This window comes from Micromonospora craterilacus (genome assembly GCF_003236315.1).
GTDB lineage: Bacteria > Actinomycetota > Actinomycetes > Mycobacteriales > Micromonosporaceae > Micromonospora > Micromonospora craterilacus.
This window is the reverse complement of record NZ_POTY01000009.1, coordinates 1-19992: the sequence shown is the minus strand read 5'-3', so window position 1 is coordinate 19992 and position 19992 is coordinate 1. Positions and strand designations below refer to the sequence as shown.

13 protein-coding genes are annotated in these 19992 nt (G+C 71.9%); 5 read left to right on the top strand and 8 right to left on the bottom strand.

The features are described 5' to 3' along the window. The first annotated feature begins 297 nt into the window (after positions 1 to 297). From C1I95_RS03210 to C1I95_RS03190, 5 genes are read left to right on the top strand one after another with little or no spacing between them, the layout of a single operon-like run. Complete coding sequence (locus C1I95_RS03210) at positions 298 to 2181, top strand: stealth family protein (protein ID WP_111212241.1); 1884 nt, start codon at positions 298 to 300, stop codon at positions 2179 to 2181. Then, entirely contained in the window at positions 2178 to 4235 is a 2058-nt protein-coding gene (locus C1I95_RS03205) for a PIG-L family deacetylase (RefSeq protein WP_111212240.1), read from the top strand. The genes C1I95_RS03210 and C1I95_RS03205 overlap by 4 nt, the downstream gene beginning before the upstream one ends. Further along, entirely contained in the window at positions 4232 to 5845 is a 1614-nt protein-coding gene (locus C1I95_RS03200; RefSeq protein ID WP_199523589.1) for a stealth family protein, read from the top strand. Before C1I95_RS03205 ends, C1I95_RS03200 begins: the two co-directional genes overlap by 4 nt. Next, a complete protein-coding gene (locus C1I95_RS03195; RefSeq protein ID WP_111212239.1) occupies positions 5842 to 8073 on the top strand; it encodes a glycosyltransferase family 4 protein in 2232 nt (743 codons plus the stop codon). The genes C1I95_RS03200 and C1I95_RS03195 overlap by 4 nt, the downstream gene beginning before the upstream one ends. Positions 8074 to 8100: 27 nt before the next feature. Then, positions 8101 to 9867 carry a stealth family protein gene (locus C1I95_RS03190; RefSeq protein ID WP_199523588.1) on the top strand — a complete coding sequence of 589 codons (1767 nt, stop codon included), beginning with the start codon at positions 8101 to 8103 and terminating at the stop codon, positions 9865 to 9867. A 140-nt stretch (positions 9868 to 10007) separates the two neighbouring features. Here C1I95_RS03190 and C1I95_RS03185 read toward each other — a convergent pair whose 3' ends face one another. The 8 genes from C1I95_RS03185 to C1I95_RS03150 form a co-directional block, all read right to left on the bottom strand. Continuing rightward, positions 10008 to 10676: a COG4315 family predicted lipoprotein gene (locus C1I95_RS03185; protein WP_111212238.1), complete on the bottom strand. Its 669-nt coding sequence runs from the start codon at positions 10674 to 10676 to the stop codon at positions 10008 to 10010. 193 nt (positions 10677 to 10869) lie between these two features. Further along, positions 10870 to 11652, bottom strand: a complete 783-nt coding sequence (locus C1I95_RS03180; RefSeq protein WP_111212237.1) for an anti-sigma factor family protein — start codon at positions 11650 to 11652, stop codon at positions 10870 to 10872. Further along, positions 11649 to 12341, bottom strand: a complete 693-nt coding sequence (locus C1I95_RS03175; protein WP_111212260.1) for a sigma-70 family RNA polymerase sigma factor — start codon at positions 12339 to 12341, stop codon at positions 11649 to 11651. The genes C1I95_RS03180 and C1I95_RS03175 overlap by 4 nt, the downstream gene beginning before the upstream one ends. Positions 12342 to 12425: 84 nt before the next feature. Further along, positions 12426 to 13283 (bottom strand): spermidine synthase, encoded by an 858-nt coding sequence (locus C1I95_RS03170; protein WP_111212236.1) that lies wholly within the window; start codon positions 13281 to 13283, stop codon positions 12426 to 12428. Continuing rightward, positions 13283 to 14248 carry a hypothetical protein gene (locus C1I95_RS03165; protein ID WP_111212235.1) on the bottom strand — a complete coding sequence of 322 codons (966 nt, stop codon included), beginning with the start codon at positions 14246 to 14248 and terminating at the stop codon, positions 13283 to 13285. The genes C1I95_RS03170 and C1I95_RS03165 overlap by 1 nt, the downstream gene beginning before the upstream one ends. Positions 14249 to 14285: 37 nt before the next feature. Further along, positions 14286 to 16760 (bottom strand): AAA family ATPase, encoded by a 2475-nt coding sequence (locus C1I95_RS03160; protein ID WP_111212234.1) that lies wholly within the window; start codon positions 16758 to 16760, stop codon positions 14286 to 14288. Next, positions 16760 to 17908: an exonuclease SbcCD subunit D gene (locus tag C1I95_RS03155; protein WP_111212233.1), complete on the bottom strand. Its 1149-nt coding sequence runs from the start codon at positions 17906 to 17908 to the stop codon at positions 16760 to 16762. Before C1I95_RS03155 ends, C1I95_RS03160 begins: the two co-directional genes overlap by 1 nt. Before the next feature lie 15 nt (positions 17909 to 17923). Continuing rightward, on the bottom strand, positions 17924 to 19678 hold the full coding sequence (locus C1I95_RS03150) for an ATP-binding protein (RefSeq protein WP_111212232.1): 1755 nt from the start codon (positions 19676 to 19678) through the stop codon (positions 17924 to 17926). Positions 19679 to 19992: the final 314 nt, after the last annotated feature.

Genomic DNA, 19992 nt, shown 5'->3' with positions numbered 1-19992 from the left:
GTATGTCGATGGTGAACTCGCTGCTAGGGTCCCACCTGCGCGGGCCCAGTCACCGTCTCGGCGACGCGGTGCGAGATCGGTGCGGGCCAGGATGCATGCCGGGGACCGGCGTGCGGACGTTCCTTGTCCGGCTTGCCGCACGGCGCGCAACGGGGAGCTGTTCAGAAAGGCACGTGGGCGATGACTGCTGGAGCGGTTGTTCGGTCGGGGCACGTCTCATCCGGTGTCGCGGCTGACGAACGCCGCCGGTGACGCGGGTCGCAGCTAGGTGACCCTCCGATCGCAACGGCGTACCAGATGATTGCTCTGCGCGTCTACCGCATGCTTCCGCCCGCCCTCCGGCGTCGGCTGCTCCATCTGCTCCCCGAGCACCGACGGCTCGGCCTCGTGCGGACCTTCACCCGGCCGCGCGGCGGCGACACCGTACACCCGCTCGGCTCGCGGGTGACCGTCACCGACGACGGCGTCCGCACCGAAGCCGAGGTGGTCGCCGCGGCGACGCCGCTGGAGATGTGGCACCGCAACCTGTCGGCCGTCACGTCCGCCCTGGAGTCCGCCGGCATCGAGTACCACTGCCTGCGCAACGACGACTACCTGCGTAGCTCCGTGGCCGTCCTGGTGGAACAGCGGGATTCGGTGCGTCGCCTGGTCCGCTCCGCGCCGGCGCTGGCCGGTGCGCACGTGCGCACCGTCGAGGTGCAGCCCGGGCGGAACCAGCCGGACCTGACGCCGGCCGAGGTGATCCAGGTGTGGTTCCCGGTGACCGACGCCCGGACGGACGTCGTACTGGGTGCCCAGTTCGCCTGCGAGATCGAGCTGTGGACCCGGGTGGGCGACGTGGTGCGCGCGCCCCGGCACAACGCGGTGATCGACGAGGCGCCGGCCCGGGCGGAACCGGTCCGGGTCGCCGCGGCCCTGCTCAGCCACTTCGTCCCCGAGGCCGACGACCACACCTACGGCACCCGCCGCGACCTCGCCGTCCGCGCCCCGGACCGGGTGGGCTTTCCGATCGACGCGGTCTACACCTGGGTGGACGGCTCGGATCCGGAGTGGCTGGAGCGGAAGAAGACCGCGCTGGGCGGCCCGGGCGGGCCGCTGCACGCCGTGGCCGCAAACAACTCGCGCTACCACAACCGGGACGAGCTGCGGTTCTCGATGCGCTCGCTGCACAGCTTCGCGCCCTGGCTCCGGAAGATCTTCCTGGTCACCGACAGCCAGTTGCCCAGCTGGCTGGACCCGAACCACCCGATGATCACCGTCGTCTCGCACGCCGAACTCTTCGCCGACCTCGGCGGGCTCTCGTCGTTCAACTCGCACGCCATCGAATCCCGGCTGCACCGCATCGAGGGCCTGGCGGAGCACTTCCTCTACCTCAACGACGACGTGTTCCTGGGCCGGCCACTGCTGCCGACCCACTTCTTCCACGCCAACGGGATCGCGAAGTTCTTCCTCTCGCCGGCACAGTTCGGGCTGGGCGAGGCGAAGTCCAGCGACCTGCCGGTAAACGCCGCCGGCAAGAACAACCGCCGGCACATCCAGCGGCAGTTCGGCGTGACCATCACGCAGAAGATGAAGCACACCCCTTTCGCGCTGCGGCGCAGCATCATGCACCAGATCGAGGCGGTGTTGCAGGCGGACGTGACCGCGACGGCGCGGCACCGGTTCCGCAGCCACGCCGACCTGTCGATCCCGTCGTCGCTGCACCAGTACTGGGCGTACCTGACCGCTCAGGCCGTCCCCGGCGACATCGAGTACGAGTACGCCGACCTCGGCCACCCCTCGACGCCCGCCCGCCTCGCCGAGTTGCTGGCCCGCCGGCACCGCGACGTGTTCTGCCTCAACGACACCGACTCGGACCCTCGCGCGCTCGAGGAGCAGGAGCGGATGCTGGCCGACTTCCTGCCGCGCTACCTGCCCTTCCCCGCGCCGTTCGAGCTGCCCGACGACGAGGTGGCGGAGCGCCGGAAGCTGGGGGCCACCGCGCTGTGGCGGCAGTCCCACGGTGTCGGCCGGCACGGCAGACAGGTGGACGCGTCAACGGTTCCCGCGCTCCGGGTCGGTCCTCGATTGGACGCGCCCACCCTGCCCTCGATGCGTTCGGGTGCTGGCCTCCGCGACGACCAGCAGCTGGGCACGACGCCGGCGGCTGGCCCCACCACCTCTCGGGGAGAGCACCGATGAGTGACCAGCCGGGTCGGGCGCGGCCGCCGTTCGCGCACGGCCGGCGGATCGCCGGTCCGTCCACCGGTCCAGGGGGCCGCGCCACGTCTGTCGGCCGCCCGCGTTCGATGGCCATCATCGCGCACCAGGACGACGATCTCTATTTCCTCAACCCGCTGCTGGTGAGCCAGCTGCATAGCAGCGAGGCGCATCTGACGGTCTGCCTGACTGTAGGTGAGGCTGACGGCCGCAACGCGCCCGGCGGTACCCCGGAGCACGCCAGCGCACCGGTGGGCTTCCAGGCGTTCGCGGCGGCCCGGTTCAACGGGCTGCGTCGTGCGTACGCCGACATGGTGCTGGGCGATCGGGAGGCCAAGTGGCGGCGTGAGGTGACGACGCTGGCCGGTGGCGCCGAGGCGGATCTGTCGATCATGGTCGACGCGCCGCACATCCAGCTCGTCTCACTCAACCTGTGGTGTGCGCTCCCGCCGAACGCGCCGCCGGGCGCCGGGATGCTGCCCGAGCTGTGGACGGGCCAGGCGGAGTGCACGCCGACCATGCTCCCGCTCGGGTCGCCGGTGACCAGCACCCACAGCTATTCACGCGAGAATCTGATCGAGTCGCTGGTGCTGCTGCTGCGGCGGTTCGAACCCACCCTGCTGTGGACGATGGACCCGGACCCCGACCTGCAGGTGCACGACCGTGCCAACCCGCGGTACGCGGACTCCGGGGACTACTCCGACCACGTCTTCCACACGGTCACCGGGCTGTTCGCCCATGAGGCGGCGACCCGGCGGTTCGTCGAGCAACGCGGCTGCCGGACGTCGGTGGAGGCGTTCCGGGGCTACTACGTGCGGCGGTGGCCATCCAACCTCAGCCCCGAGGCGCGCGCCGGCAAGCAGCGTTACAAGGATGTGTACGGCTGGGCCGACCGCCGTCCCAGCGACGATCCCGCCGGCCTGGGCGACCGGAAGGTGAGCGGGGATCTGATCGGCGCCGGCAACGCCTCCGGCACCACGCTGCGCTATCCTGGCTCGCGCTCCTGGGCCGGCCTGGCCGCCGACGGTCGGCTCTCGGCCTTCGCGGTACGCGGTGGACAGGTCGTGCACTGGGGGGAAGGGCGCCCCGGCGAGCTGACTCGCGGCCGGCTGGTGCCCGGGCGTAAGTTGCTGCCGCACGTGGACGTGCTGCCGACGGCAGACGGGGGTTGGCGCCTCTTCGCCGTCCGGCAGCGGCTGACTGCCGACCCTGAGGAGCACGGCCGCGACCTGTGGACTGTCCTGCTGCCGTCCTCCGGTGACTACCGGAAGGTGCGGTGGGAGTCGCTGGGCAACCCTGACGCGCACAGCGCACCGGCGCAGCGGCGCCACATCGGTATGCCGCAGGCCGTCTCGGTTTCCGATGGCCGGCTGCTGGTTTTCGCGAGGAACGCCGGCAAGGGCCTGAGTGCGCGGTTGTACGACGGCTCGATCTGGACCTCCTGGAAGGATCTTGGCGGCCAGGACGTCCAGGACGGTCTGACTGCGGTGGCACTGGACAACGAGTCCGTCGAGGTGTTCGCCGCGGGACGCCAGGGCGTTGCCCGGTGGCTGGTATCCGCGGCGGGGCTCACCGCCGAGTTCTCGATGCTGCCCACCGAGGCGCCCGCCGGCCCGCCCACGGTTGTCCAAATCCCAGACGGCAGTCGGATGCTCTTCTGCCGGTGCCGGGACTCAGCGTCGGGCGTGTCGTTCCGCACCGACGACGGTCAGGTCTGGGATCCGTCCAGCCTGGTCGATCTGGGTGGTCACGGTGGGCCTGGGCCGATCGCCGCCCGGTACGTCCCCGACGCGGGCGGGGTGCTGGTCGCCGTCCGTGACGACGCCTCGGCGACCAGCCTGACCTGGGTACGGCCCGATGGTCGGGTCGCCGGGCCGTGGTTCCGGGAACCCACCACGATCGCCGGCAGCCACACGGTCGCGGTGGACTCGACGGGCCGGCCGCTCGTGCTGGCGATCACCGCCAGTGGCGGTTTGCTCACGATGTCGACCGGCCGCTCGATGTCATCGGTCACGTTGATGAAGGAAGTACCGTGAAACTCACGTCCCCCCTTCCCCAGCCGCTGCCGGCGGCCCTTCCGGTTCCGCCAGGCGGCGCCGATGTCCGCGAGGTGTCGGTGGACGGGCGGCGTCGGCGTGCTCATGTGCATGCCGACCTCACCCCCCTGCTCGCCCGTCAGCTCAACGTCGCCGCGGTGACCGGGGCGCTCGACGCGCACGGTGTGGACCACTTTCTTGTTCGGGGCATGGACGACCGGACGCCGGTGGTCGGGGTCAGCCAGGAAGACCGCGTCGCCGCCCTCGGTGCCCTGGAGAAGCTTGGCGCGACCGGAGCCTGCTACGTCAGCCAGGTGCTGCCGAAGCCGCCCATCACCACCGTGCTGCGCGACGCCGCCGACCCGGCCGCCTGGACGGACCTCTACATGGCCCGGGCGCTCAGCCTGACCTGGTTTCGGGTAGACCCGACGATGAAGCTGGTACTTGGCGCCGCCTACGGGTGCGAGCTCGAGTTCTGGCAGCCGGATCGAAACGCCGACGTGTTGCGTGCACCGCGGCGCAACCGGATGATGCCTGCGGTCTCGATGGCTGGGGTCCCGGTGGAGGCCGGCGAGCACCGCTTCACCCGACTCGCCGCTGCGACAAAACGGGGCCCGCGCTTCCGCACCCGGCCGGAGTTCGACCACGCGCTCCCGGACGACATCGACTTTCCGATCGACGTGGTCTACACCTGGGTGGACGGCGCGGATCCGGAATGGCAGCGCCGCCGGGCCGAGGTCAAGGGCGAGGCGTTCCACGCCGAGGCCGCGAGCGAGTCGCGGTACATCAATCGGGACGAGTTGAAGTACTCGCTTCGATCACTGCATCTCAACGCGCCCTGGGTCCGCAACATCTACATCGTGACCGATCGGCAGCGCCCGTCTTGGCTCGATCTGAGCGCGGGGAACATCTTCGTGGTCGACCATGAGGAGATCTTCACCGACCGGAGCGCCCTGCCGACGTTCAACTCGGTCGCCATCGAGAGCCAGCTGCACAACATCGACGGCCTCGCCGAGCATTTCCTCTACCTCAACGACGACATGTTCTTCGGTCGGCCGTTGGCGCCCCAGACCTTCTTCCTGGCCAACGGCAGTACCAAGTTCTTCCTGTCGCAGAACCGTGTCCCGATCGGTCCGATCACCAGCCTCGATACCCCGATCGACGCCATGATCAAGAACAACCGGCGGCTCATTGAGGAACGGTTCGGCCGGACCTTGACCCAGGGCAGCCAGCACGTGCCCTACCCGCTGCGGCGGAGCATTCTGGCTGAGATCGAGCGGGAGTTTCCGGCGGAGCACGCTCGGACTGCGCGCAGCCAGTTCCGCAGCGCCACCGACATCATCATCACCTACTCCCTGCACCACTACTACGCCTTCCTGACCGGGCGTGCACTGCCCGGTCACGTGAACTACGGTTACGTGCAGCTCGCGGTACCGGATCTTGTTGCCCGGCTGAAGCGGGCCGAGGCCCGGCGCGACTGGGACACCTTCTGCATCAACGACGCATTCTCGACGTACACCCAACTCCAGCAGCAGATGGCCGTCCTAGAGCCGTTCCTCGAGGCATACTTCCCCGTTCCCAGCCCCTACGAGTCGGCAGGTCAGCGGTGAAGTTCTCGTTCCTGCTCCACAACTTTTATGGCGTGGGTGGCACCAACCGCGCCGTGCTGAACCTGGCGACCGCACTGGTCGAGGGCGGCCACGAGGTCGAAGTCGCGTCGGTGCTCCGACGGCTCGACCGGACCATGTTCGACGTCGACGAGCGGATCACCGTCGTACCACTGGTCGACACTAGGCCGCAGCAGCCGGATCGGTCCGACCCGCGGCACCGGGAACCGTCGACGGTGGTACCGGAGAGCGAGGAACTCCATCTGCACTACAGCAGGCTGACGGACGAGCGGATCGTCAGCTACCTCGAGTCCACCGACGCCGATGTCGTCGTGGGCACCCGACCGGGGCTCAACCTTGCCGTGGCTCGGCATGCGCCTGATCACGCGGTGCGTGTCGCGCAGGAGCACATGACACAGGATCTGATCCACGAGGCGCTGAAGGCCGAGATCAGCCGGTGCTACTCGCGGATCGACCTGGCGTACACGGTGACGAGCGCGGACGCGGCTGCCTTCCGCTCCGGCAACCCGGTGCCGGACACGCAGATTAAGGCGCTGCCCAACAGCACTCCGCCATCCGGTCTCCCGCCCGCCGACGGTCGGAGCAGGATCGTGGTGGCCGCCGGCCGGCTCGACCCGATCAAGCGGTACGACCGGCTGATCGCCGCGTTCGCCAAGGCGGCGGTGGACTGCCCCGGTTGGACCCTGCGGATCTACGGCGACGGCGAGCAGCGGAATGCGCTCGCCGCGTTGATTCGTGAGCTGGGCGTGTACGACCAGGTCCGGCTGATGGGCCGCCGGGACGAAATGTCGACGGAATGGGTCAAGGGCGGCATTGCCGCCGTCTCCTCCGAGCGCGAGTCGTTCGGCATGACGATCGTCGAGGCCATGCGGCTCGGCCTCCCGGTGGTCAGCACGGATTGCCCGGTGGGTCCGCGCGAAATCATCGACGACGGCGAGGACGGCCTGCTGGTCCCGACCGATGACTTCGACGCGTACGCCGTCGCGCTGCGGAGGTTGATGCGCGACGATGATCTTCGAGTCCGAATGGGCAGGGTGGCCGTGGCCAACTCTGCCCGCTTCGATCCCGCACACCTTGCCGCCGAGTTCGCTCGCGACTGCGCGGAGGTGTTGGCCGCCCGCCTCGGCGGAGCCGCCCCGCCTCGGCGGACCGGACGCCGGGTGCCGAGAGCCGGACTAGCCCGGTCGGTTCTCGCTCGAGGCGGCGAACTGCTCCGGGAGCCGCACCTGGGCCGGGCCCTAGCCGACCCAGTGCTGCGGGGGATCGCGGGGAACGACCTCGCTCGGCGGGCGAGCATGGGGGCTCTCGTGCGGCTGACCCGGATCCGTCGTGCCCGCGGCACCAGCACCCGGCTGCAGGCGGCGATCCGGCGTCGGGTCTCGCTTTCGGCCGACGGTCCGGTCGCAGACTGCCTCGTGCTGTCCGATCTCGGGCTGCAATGGTCCCTCGATGCGGCGACCTCCGGCGACGCGTCGGTCGTGCTCAGTAACCGCGACAGCCGCGAGGTTGTCCAGGTCGCTCTCGCCCCTTCGGCCGACGGTCTCCGGGCCGTGGGTACGCTCGACGCGGCCGCCCTCCCCGAAGGCAGGTGGAACGTCTTTCTGGCCGAAGGGAAGAGGGGCCGACGCCGGATGCGCCCGCACCGGCTGGACAGCCGGGTCCTGACCGATGTTTCCATAGGCGGAACTGCCGGGGAGCGCTCAGGACTGCGGGCGCACGTGCCGTACCGCACGACCGACGGTTTCCTAGCGGTGCGGAGCTGGGTTCGGGCCGCCCACGCCGAGGTACGTCAAATCGCCCTCGATGGTGAGGCGGTCACGATCGTGTTCAGCTGGCACGGACCGGGCGCCCCGGACGGGGCGGTGCTCCGTCGGCGGGGCGACTTGCCGGGCTCGCTCAGCGTTCCGACCGTTCCGGCGACCGACGGGACACTGACGATGGTGGTGCCCTTGGAGACGTTGGCCGACCTTCGGTTGGGCCGATACGAGGACTGGGACGTCTATCTTCGGCATGGTCAGGATGAGGTCCGGCTGGGCCGGATCGTCGATGACGTGGTCGACAAGAAGCTCATCTACCGATATCCGGAGATTCACCTGACCCAGGAGATCGGACTGGACCTGATCGAGGAGGACCCGGATCCCAAGCTGCGGGTGTCGCCGTACTACACGATCGACAGCGAGCTGTCGTTCGTGGTCGTCGACCGGCCGTAGGCCGAGCGCAGAGGAAAGAGGACAGTCGTGAGCGAGCCGGGGCTGGGCCCGTCGGAGATCCCCCGGGCCGTCGCCGAGCCGTCGGGGATCGTGGACGTCTATCGGCGGGTACTCAGCCCACAGACCCGTCGGGCCATCGCGAGCAAGGTGAGCCCGCGGACCCGGCACCAGTTGAAGCAGTGGGTGGCCCGGGCGGCCCGGGACACCCAGCTGGCGGGTCGCCGGGGCGAATGGCTGGCCCGCCGGCAGCCGGAGTTGCTGGCCGGCGGCGACCGGACCGTCGTCGTCGCCGACCAGGCGCCCCGGGTCGCCCGGGTGGCCGCGGATGTCACGCCGCTGCGGGCTCGGACCGAGAACCTGGCGGCGGTGACGGCAGCGCTCGACGAGGCCGGAGTCGAACACTTCCGGGTCCGTGGCGGATCACACCGGTCATCCGTGGTCGCGGTGGACATCGCGGATCGCGACCGGGCGTACGCGGCTCTCGCGGCCGCCTGCGATCGGGTCCCCGGCTACGTCACGGTGCCCCGGAAGAGCAATGAGCAGCCACCGGTGGCCGGGTTCGAGCCGAAGTCCTGGAAACGCCTCGCTGATGCTCCCGTGCTCCGGCTGACCTGGTACTGGACGGATCCCCGGCGCCGGCTGGTGCTGGGGCAGGCGTACGGGTGCGAGGTGGAGTTCTGGACCCGGCAGGGTACCGCTCTGGTCGCACCCCGTCGCAATCCGGTGGCGGAGGAGGTCCAGGTCTCGGCACCGTCGGTCCTCGCGTCCGAGTCGCTGTTCACCGGGCTGGTGCCGGCGACCGCCACCGCGACCGCCCGGACCAGGTCGGAGTTCGCGGGGCCACGCCCCGACGACGTCACGTTCCCGATCGACGTGGTCTACACGTGGGTCGACGGCACCGACCCCGACTGGCTACGGCGTCGTGCCGCGGCGACGGGCGTTCCGTACCACAGCGAGGCGGCGAGCGCCGCGCGGTTCCTCAGCCGCGACGAACTCCGCTACTCGCTCCGGTCGCTGCACCTGTTCGCGCCGTGGGTGCGGCACGTCTACCTGGTGACCGACGACCAGGTGCCGCCCTGGCTGGAGCAGTCGGCACCGGGGCTCCGCGTGGTCAGCCACCGGGAGATCTTCGCCGATCCGTCGGTGCTGCCCACCTACAACTCGCACGCCATCGAGAGCCAGCTGCATCACATTGACGGGCTTTCCGAGCATTTCCTCTACTTCAACGACGACGTCTTCCTCGGCACCGAGGTCCTGCCCCGGGACTTCTTCCTGGCCAACGGCATTTCCCGGTTCTTCCCGTCGCCCGCCCTGGTGCCGCCCGGTGCCCCGACCGCCGAGGACATTCCCTCCTCGGCGGCCGGGAAGAACAACCGTGTGTTGATCGCCGAGCGTTTCGGCACCGTACTCACCCAGAAGATGAAGCACATGCCCCACGCGTTGCGGCGCAGCGTGCTGTACGAGATCGAGGAGACGTTCCCGGTCCAGCATGGCCGGACCGCCGGGAGCCGCTTCCGGAGCATGACCGACATCTCGATCGCCTCGTCGCTCCACCACTACTACGGATTCCACACCGGACGAGCCGTACCGGGGGAACTGGATTACACCATCGCCGAGCTGTCCCATCCCGACACGCCCGCTCGGCTCGCGCATCTGCTGGCCCGCCGGGACCGGCACGTCTTCTGCCTGAACGACGCGTTTTCCACGGAGGAGGACCTGGCCGCCCAGCTCAAGGTCGTCACGCCCTTCCTGGACACCTACTTCCCGGTGCCCAGCCCGTGGGAGCAGGCCTGACGGACGACGATGGCACCGGCCCGTTTCCGGGACCGATGCCATCGTCGGGACGGGCGGCGTTGCCGGTGCGCGCCGGCGTCCGGATCCTGGCCGTGCCGGCCGGGCCCGTTCGGGCCCGCGGCCGGCACCGGCTGCCCAGGTCAGTACGTGTAGTCCGAGTCGGAGCTGTCGGACTTGGTCTTCGACGGCGGGGCGACCGCCTTCGGGGTGCCCTTGGGCAGGCACTCCAGGTTCTTGCTGCCGTCCGGGTTGACCACGAACCAGGTGCCGCCGACGCCCTGGCCCTTCCACTGGCCCGCCTTCTTGTCACCGATGTAGGTGTAGAGCGGCCAGCCGTCGAGGGTGATCTGGCGGGTGCCGTCTTCGCGGGTGATGGTGCCCACGGCGTCGTCGGAGACGCCCTTCAGCCGCGGGTTGCCGTCGGTCAGCGCCGGCGGCCACACCTCGGCGCACTGGTCCACGCAGTTCGACGACGGCGGGTCGTTGGTGTCGCGGTCGAATCGGTACAGGATGAAGCCGTCCTGGTTGACGACCGCGCTGCCCATCCGGGGGAACTTCTTGCCGGTCAGGCTCGCGGTCAGCTCGACGCCGTCGGGCAGAGGAGCGTCGGTCTCGGCCTCCGTGCCCGGTGAGGCCGAGGCACCCGGCTCCGCGCTGGCTTCGGGATCGGCGGTCACGGTGGGCTCGGCTGCGGCGACGGCGACCGGCTCGGCCGCGCCGGAGTTCGATCCGTCGTAGCCGGTGGGAGCGCAGGCCGTCAGTGCGACCATGGCGCTCGCGACGACGACGGTCCGCTTCATCTTTGCCACGTGCCCTCCTCATGCTTGACAGTCACCGGGAAGTACGGGGGGAGCGCTGTCAAGGTTGAACCCGCAACGGTGGCTAATTTCACAAGGGGGCCGTTGAACCGAACGCCGAGTCTGTCCGTGTGAGTGCGTATCCGTACCCCGGAACGGCGAAGGCCCGCCTCCCCCGGAGGCGGGCCTTACCTGGCGTACGGGGTCAGGTGGCGGGCACCCGCACCAGCGGGCTGGCAACTCCCTTGTCGTCGACCGACTGCACCTCGAAGTGCTTGACGTCGTCCAGCTTGGTCGAGGTGGTCGCGGACAGGACCAGCCGCTGCGGATTGCTGTTGGTGCCGTAGCCGCCCGGTGGCACCGTCCAGGTGGAGATGACCTCGCTGCTGGCGTTCTCGCGTACCACCACCAGCCGGCAGGTGCGCGGGCCCGGCAGCCTGCCCAGGGTGAAGTCGACCTTGGTGCCGAAGTCCTTCGAGATGAGGAAGAACGTCGCCTCGACCCCGGTGCTCGGGTCGGTGACGTTGCGCTGGTCGCCCTCCTGCGCGTTGCCGCCGAATCCCGGGTCGCCGGGGTTGCCGGGGCGGTTGGTCGGCGGGTCCAGCGGGACACCGGTGCTCGGCCCGGCGTATGGGTTCGGCGGGGCGCTGTCGTCGGTCAGGCTGGCGAAGCCGACCCCGGTCAGCCCGCCGAAGACCACCACGGCCGCGGCGGTCGCGAGCACCTGCCGGAACCGGGCCCGACGGCGATGCGTACGCAGCGCCCCGAGCGTGCGGTCCAGCAGGACCGGATTCGACTGGGTCTGCTCCATCGCGGTGATCGACTCTTCGTCGATGTCGGAGAGCAGCCCGACCACCGGCACCATCGACTCCAGCTCGGCGGCGCAGGCCCAGCAGGTGGCGAGGTGTTCCTCGAACCGCTCCATGTCCTGTTCGTCCAGCACGCCGAGCGCGTACGCGGCGACGTCCATGTGGTCTACCCGGCTCATTCCGTCACCCCCCTCTCCTGCAGAGCTGTGCGCAGCGCGCGCAGCGCGTAGTAGACCCGCGACTTCGCGGTGCCCAGTGGCAGGCCGAGTTCCTCGGCCGCCTCCGGCACCGTACGGCCCCGGAAGTACGTCGCCACCAGGATCTCCCGGTGCGACTGACTCAACGTACGCAGTGCGTCCGCGACCGTCATCGTGCGGAGCACCCGGTCGGTGCTGTCCGACTCGGCGAACGCGGTCAGGTCCCGGTCGTACGTCTCGGCCGGGCGGGCCTGTTCGCTGCGGTGCTCGTCGATGGCGATCCGGCGCGCCACCGTGACCAGCCAGGGCCGCAGCGACCCCTGCCCCTGCGTGCCCAGCCGGTGGGCGTTGCGCCAGGCCCGTAGCAGCGTCTCCTGGACGATGTCCTCGGCCCGCTGCCGGTCGCCGCCGGTCAGCCGCATCACGAACATCAGCAGCGGGCCGGCGTGCTCGGCGTAGAGGGTGCGGATCAGCTGGTCGGAGTGGGCGGCCTCGGTGGTCGCGGCCTGGTGGCGGCCAGGGGCGGGTCGCGGCGTCACCGGGCTATTCTGGCGAGTCGCCGCGCGGGAGTCGACCCCACGGGTGGACGTGGTCGGCCGCGACTGGGGCCGGGCGGACATCCAGTCCACCCGCACCCGGTCACCGTGCCAACCGGCCGCCAGTGCGTGCATGCAGACCTCCGAGATGTCCATGGACAGAAGCCGTCCCCCCACGGGCATGGCTGCCGAGTGGTACGCACGGCCGCACTGAACGGATCAACGTCGGACGGAAAAAATTCCCGGCGGTGGCGGAGTGGAGTCGGTGGCGTCGCTGTCGTGCACCACCGCGGCGCCGCCGACGAAGCGGTCGAGGTCCGCGTCGGCGAGCACCCGGCCGGGGAACCAGTCACCGGCGGCCCGGCGGGCCAGCGCCGCCACCGGTGGCTCCTGACGGCCGGCGACCAGCACCAGGTTGCCGTAGCGGCGCCCGCGCAGCACGGCGGCGTCGGAGACCAGGCAGGCCCGGGGCAGCACCGCCCGCACGGTGGCGACCTGCCCACGCGCGTAACGCAGCGGGGGACCGTCGGCGAGGTTGGCGAGATACCAGCCCGCCGGGCGCAGCACCCGGGCCGCCTCGGTGGCGTACTCCACCGAGGTCAGCCGGGCCGGCGTCCGGGCGCCGGCGAACACGTCGGCGACCACCACGTCGTAGCTGTCGTCCCGGCTGGCGGCCAGTGCCGCCCGGGCGTCGCCCACCCGCACCTTCAGTCGTGGGTCGGCCCGCCAGGGCAGCGCCCGGCGGACCAGCTCGACCAGGGCGGCGTCCACCTCGACCACCCGCTGGGTCGAGCCGGGCCGGGTGGCGGCGACGTACCGGGGCAGGGTCAGCGCGCCGCCGCCGAGGTGCAGCACCCGCAGCGGGGCGCCGGCGGGCGCGATCAGGTCGATCGCCGCGGCCAGCCGGCGGACGTACTCGAATTCCAGGTGGGTCGGGTCGGCCAGGTCCACATGCGACTGTGGTGCGCCGTCCAGCAGCAGTGTCCACGACCCGGACCGGTCCGGATCCGGCATCAGCTCGGCGTGCCCGGTGTCGACCTCCTCGGCGATCCGGTCGGTGTCGCGCCGCCGACCCATCAGCGCTCGGTCCCGGCGGCGGCGCGGGCGGCGGCGGTCAGCACGCGGTGCAGCAGCCGGGCGTCGCCCAGCCGGGAGCGCAGCAGACGTTCCAGGCCGGCGATCGGGACCAGGTTCTGCGGGGCCCGGGGATCCTTGTACGGGGTGGAGGCGAACCGCGGCAGGGTGACCAGCGACAGGTCGGCCAGCCGCACCGCGTCGGCGATCTCCAGGTCGGCCGAGCACTCCAACCGGACGATCCCCGCCCATGGTGCGCCGGGGGCCACCGGCAGCCGCAGATACCACGACCAGCCGCCCCAGGCGGTGCCGAGGCGGAACACCGGCGAGCGGTGCCCCGGTGTCAGCCCGGTGACCACCGAGGTGAGCCGAGCGTCGAGGTACTGGCTGTGCTGGGTCTTGATGTAGCCGAGGGTGCGCGGCAACTGCCGCCGGTTGCGCAGCGGCCCGTCCACCACCAGCAGGTCGCTGTCGGTACGGGCGGCGGCGGAGACCTCCACCTCCAGGGCGGTCAACGGCCCCTGCACCGCGGCCGGCAGCTTGGCCAGCTCCCCGGAACCGGTCACCCGGTGCACCGGATAGCGGACATTGCCGGCCACCACGTCGGTCGCCGACGGGCTGGCGGTGAACAGCCCCCGACCCACCTTGGCGCCGGCCAGCTGCGCCGCGCCGCGCTCCAGGTCGCAGCGCACCACCCCGGCGGCGTACGAGGCGGCCAGGCCCGGGTACGAGCCGCCGTCCTCCTCGGCCGTCCAGACGCTGGCGTCGATCCGGCGTACCCCGTCGACCAGCAGCACCACGTCGGGGGCCCGGACGCCGGGGCGGGGGCCGATGGCCCGCCAGTCCACCACGGGCAGCTCGTGCTCCGCCTCGACCTGAGCGCTGCTCGGCGCGGCCGGGCCGCCCGCCGACGCCTCGAACGACGCCCCGTAGGCCGGATCCCAGGCATCGACGAAGAACCGACTCATGCGGCTGGCCTCTCGTCCGCGACCGCGGGGCGCACGCTCATCGGCCGGTCCGTTCCACCCGGGCCGAGCGGGCGTCCTTGCGTACCTCGAAGCGGACCGGGATGCGCTCGGCCAGGGCCGGCACGTGGGTGACCACGCCGACCATCCGGTCACCCCGGGCGGCCAGGTTCTCCAGGGTGGCGGCGACCGTGTCCAGGGTGGCCGCGTCGAGGGTGCCGAAGCCCTCGTCCAGCACGATCGACTCCAGGCTGGCCGCGGTGGTGGACATCCCGGCCAGCTGCTGGGACAGCGCCAGCGCCAGGGCCAGCGACGCCTGGAACGTCTCGCCGCCGGACAGGGTGCGCACCCCCCGGCGCAGGCCGGCGTCGTGGTGGTCGACGACGAAGAACTCACCCTTGTCGTGGACCAGGTCGTACTGCCCGCCGGACAGCTCCCGCAGGATCCCCGACGCGCCGTCGACCAGCAGGTCCAGCGCCTCGGCCAGCAGCCACCGCTCGAAGTTGTTGGCGCGCAGGTGCCCGGCCAGCGCCCGGGCCACCTGCGCCTGGCGCTCGTGCTCCGTCCGCTGCGTGCGCAGCTCCCCGGCCTGCTCGCGGCGCTCCACCAGCCGGCGGCGTTCGGCCTCGGCCCGCTCCACGGCCACCGTGGCGGCGCGGACCGGATCGTCGGGGGCCGGCAGCCCGGCGTCGGCGAAGATACCGGCGATCCGTGCCGTCACCGCGCCGGCCGCCGTCTCGGCCTCGGTGACCGCCACCGCCAACCCGGCCCGCTCCGACCGGCGGCGCCCCGCCTCGACCCCGGCCCAGCCGGCCAGCACGGTCCAGGCGCCGGCCACGTCGTCCCGGTCGGCGGCCGGCGGCCCGAACCGGGCCAACCCGTCCCGGGTGTCGTCGAAGCGTCGCCACGCCGCCCGCAGCCGCTCCTCGGCCGCGTCCACCGCACCCCGGGCCCGCCGCGCGGCGTCCCGGCCGGCGCGGACCGCCGCCGCCGCCTCGTCCAGCCCCTGCCGCAGCCGGGAGTGCTCGGCCAGGGTGGCCCGCAGCGCCTCGGCGGTGGCCGCGCCGGCGAGCCGCTCGTCCAGCTCCGCCAGTCGGGCCCCCAACTCGTCGTGTTCGGCGCGGGCGCGCAGCAGCACCCGATCCCGCTCGCGGGCGGCCGTGTCCCGCTCGCCGACCACCCGCTTGGCCGCCTCGCTGGCCGCCCGGGCGGCCTTGCCGGCGGCGACCGCACGGGCCACCGCCGAACCGGCGGGTATCGCCGGCACCCGGGCGACGGTCTGCTCGCAGACCGGGCAGGAAGCCCCGTCGGTCAGGTGCGCCCGCAGCGCCGTCGCCTGGTCGGCGGCCTTCGCCTCCTCGTGGGCGTGGAACGCCGCAGCCAGTTCCTCCTCGGCCCGCTCGGCCGCCGCCCGCGCCTCGGTCAGCGCCCGCACGGCCACGTCGTGCTCGGCACCGGCGGTCTCCACCGCGGCCCGCACCTGCTCCGCCCGGCCGGTCAGCTGCTCCCGGTCGGCGTACGCCCGCAGCGCCAGCCGCAGGGTGCTCTCGTCACCGGCGGCGGCCAGCTCACCGCGCAGCTTCTCCTCGCGCTCCTCGGCCAGGGACACCGCGTTCGACGCTGCGTCGGCCTCGGCCCGCGCGGCGGTCACCGCCCGGGCCACCTCGGCCACCCCGTCCGGCGCCCGGACCGCGCCCAGCACGGCCAACTCGGTGTCCAGCGCGGCCAGCGCCGCGCTCGCCTCCCGCGCCGTCGCCCGCGCCGCATCCAGCTCCGGTACGGCGGCGATCACCGCCTCGGCCAGCTCCGTCATCCGGTCGACCTGGCCGGCCACCCGCTCCAGCGTGGCGTCGTCGACGTCGGCGAGCCCGGCGAGCAACTGGTCGACCGCCTCCAACTTCGCCTCGGCCTGCCCGGCCCGGGTGGTGGCCCGCTGCTGCACCTGCTCGTAGACGCCGAGGCCGAGCAGGTTGACCAGGATCTGCTGCCGGGTGGCGGGCCGGGCGTGCAGGAAGTCGGCGAACTGACCCTGTGGCAGCACCACGCAGCTGGTGAACTGCTCGTACGGCAGGCCGACCGCCTCCAGCACGGCGGTGTCCATCTCGGCCGGGGTGCCGGCGACCACCTCGCCCAGGTCCTCCGGGCTGAGCCCGGTGTCCAGTTTGGTGACGTCGAAACCGTCGGGCATCAGCTGCAACCCGGCGTTCGCGGTCTTGGCGTTGCCCCGGCTGTCCCGGCGCACCACCCGGGTGGCGACGTAGCGGGCGCCACCGGACTCGAACACCAACCGGACCCGCGCCTCGGTCGCCGACGGAGCGAGGGCGTTGCCCAGCCCGCGCGTGCCACCCCAGCGGGGCACCGTGCCGTAGAGCGCGAAGCAGATCGCGTCGAGCACCGTCGACTTGCCGGAGCCGGTGGGCCCGACCAGGGCGAAGAAATCCGCGTCGGTGAAGTCGATGGTGGTCTCGTCGCGGAAGACGGTGAAGCCGGCCAGGTCCAGCCGAATCGGTCTCATCAGTGATCGACCTCCTCGAGCAGTTCGTCGAAGAGTTCCCGGACGCCGTCGTCGGCGTGGCCACGGCTGTCCAGGTAGTCGGCGAACAGCTGGCGGGGCGAGCGGCCGGAGCGTTGGGCGACCCGGGTGCCGCTGCCGGGTGCCGGCACCAGCTCCGGATCGATCCGGATCTCCAGCGCGTGGGGGAGCAGCTCCTGCACCTCCTCGCGCAGACCCGCGCGGGGCTGTTCGCGTACGTAGACCCGCAGCCAGCCCTCCGGTGGGGTGATCTCGGCGAGCTGGGCCAGGGTGCCGCGTACCGTGTGCAGCGCGGTCGCCGCGGTGACCGGCACCTCCCGGACCTGCGCCGCCGTGGTCGCGGTGACCTCGATCAGGGTCACCGACGGGACGTTCTCCTGTTCGCCGAAGTCCACCGCCAACGGGGCGCCGCTGTAGCGGATCGGGCATGGCCCCTGGACCCGTTGGGCGCGGTGCAGGTGCCCCAGCGCGACGTAGTGCGCGGTGCCGGGGAACACGGTGGCGGGCACCGCGTAACCCATCACGGTGTGCGCGTCCCGCTCGCCGCCGCCGGAGGTCGCCCCGACCACGGTGAGGTGGGCGGTGACCAGGTGCACCCGGTCGGGCTCGGTGAACCCGTCGGTCAGCCGGGCCAGGATGCGACCCAGGTGGTCGGCGTACGTCTGGGTGGTCTCGGCGGCGGTCAGCTCGTACATCTCCACCGCGCGGACGGCGTACCGCTGGGACAGGAACGGCAGCGCGGCCAGCTGCCAGCGTTCTCCGCCGGCGGTGGTGCCGTCGATGACGTGCTCGGCCGGGTCCTCGCGTACGCCGCCGCGCAGGGTGATGCCGGCGGCCTCGGCCCACGGCCGTAGCGCGTCCAGCGCCGGGCCGTTGTCGTGGTTGCCGCCGATGGCCACCACGTCGGCGCCGGTGCGCCGCAGCGCGGTCAGTGCCCGGGTGACCAGTCGGGTCGCCTCCGGGGTCGGCGCGGCGGTGTCGTAGAGATCCCCCGCGATGACGACCAGGTCGGGCCGTTCCTGCCGGGCGATCTCGATGACGCCGGCCAGCACCTGCTTGTGCTCCTCGGCCCGGGACTGTCCCTTGAGGACCTTGCCGACGTGCCAGTCCGAGGTGTGCAGGATCTTCAAGGCAGAAGCCCCCTGTCAGAACGGGATGTCGTCGTCGGCACCGCCGCCGCCGGAGCCGACCACCGCGAACGGGTCGGCGGACTGGGTGATCGAGCGCAGGGTCTGCGACGGCGCGGCCCCGGCCTCGGAGACCCGGGTCGCCCAGGCCGGGAACGGGAACTCCAGGCAGAGCGGGACGGGGATGTCGGGCTGGTTGACGAACATCGTGCCGGGCTTGGCCAGCAGCGCCCGCTGCCGCTGCGCGGGCGGCAGGAAACCGTATTCGGGGCGGGACGCCTCGGCCGGGTCGAGTCGGCCGACCACCCGGATCGCCGAGTTGGTGACGATGCGCCGTTCCACCTCGCTGGCGGTCTGCTGCGCGCCGATGAGGATCACGCCGAGCGAGCGGCCCCGCTCGGCGATGTCGAGCAGCACCTCCTTGATCGGCGACGAGCCCTCCCGGGGGGCGTACTTGTTCAGCTCGTCGAGCACGACGAACAGCAGCGGTTTGGCGGTGCCGGCCTTCTCCTTGCGCTCGAACTCGCTCTTGAGCGTCACGCCGACCACGAAGCGCTGCGCGCGATCCGGCAGGTTGTGCAGGTCGACGACGGTGACCTGGGCGGACTCCGCGGTGTTGATCGAGTGCGGGCGGCGGGTGGCCAGGTCACCGCGGATCAGCCGGGACAGGTCCTTCTTGCTGCCGATCAGCCGGCGGGCGAAGGCGTTGACCGTGCCCAGGCCCACCGCGCTGCCCGCCCAGTCGCCGCGGGTCTCGTCGTCGCTGAGCTGCTCGACGATGTGGTCGACCAGGTCGGCGTAGGTGCCGAGGCGGGTGCCGTCGATGCTGACCCCGCCGTCGGCGGGCTGCGCGTACCGGGCCAGGTGCGCGGCGACCGAGTGGACCACCATCGTGTACTGCTGGCGTTCGTCGTCCGCATCGGCGAAGACGTACGGCAGGAGTCGCTTCTCGCAGAACTCGGTGAGCGTCCAGTAGAAGCTGTCCACGCCGGTGAGCCGGCTGCTCACGTCGGGCGTGCCGGACGAGTCGCCGACCCGCGGCGGGGCGTACACCCGCACGTCGGGGAAGGCGTCGGCGACCAGGCCGAGCCGGGCGTACGCGGCCCGGGTGGCGTCGTCCAGCCGGGCGTTCGGGTGGTCGAGGAAGAGAAGATCCTCCCCCTTGACGTTGAAGATCAGCGCCTTGGCGTTGACCGCGTCGCCGCCGAGCTGCCCGGAGCGGAACACCGAGTAGAGCAGGAAGGTGGCGAAGCTGGTCTTGGTGGCCACCCCGGAGATGCCGGAGATCGACACGTGCGCGCCCCGGGTGCCGTCGAGGAAGTCGGCGTTGAGGTAGACCGGCACCCCGTCGCGGCCGGTGCCCATCGGGATGCGGCGTTCCATCCGGTCGAAGTGCAGCGCCCGGGCGCGGGCGTCGCCCTCGGCCCGGTGCACCAGCGCGCCGGGCTGCGGCGGCACGTAGAACTCCGGGTCGACCCGGGTGGTGGTGATCTCGGCGGCCTCCTGCACCTGCGCCGGCAGCGTGCCGTCGGCGATGGCGAACACGTCGGAGTCGAACTGTGCGCCCTCGTGCCGGGCCCGGACCTGGGTGACCACCCCGGCGATGGTCACCGGCTCCCGGTCGGGCAGCTCGCGTCGGGTGACCACGACGTCGTCGAGCTGCAGATAGCTGCCGGGGGACACCGCCGTCCAGAACTGCAGCGGGGTGGCGTCGGCGGTGCCGAGCACCCGACCGACCCCCTCGCCCGGGCGGTCGAATCCCTCGTCAGTCATCGGGCAGCTCCGGTCGGCTGGTCGTCGCGGTCGGCACACACGCCCTGCATCCTGCCGGAGGAGTACGACAGGCCGCCACGCGACGCGGCGGAGACCACGCCGCGGCATCGCGGCGACCGCGTAGCGCGACGACCCGTCCACGGCGCGTGCCGGTGACGGCGGCCGGACCCGCGGCGGGTTATCGGCCGCGGCTCGGGGGGAACCCGTTCGGGTCGAGGCGGCCGGCGAGTTCGCGGACGGCGGTTTCGTAGGTGGGGTCGGTGTGGTAGGGCCAGTGTCGGTTGATTGGTGGGGGGACGGTGTCGTCGAGTTGG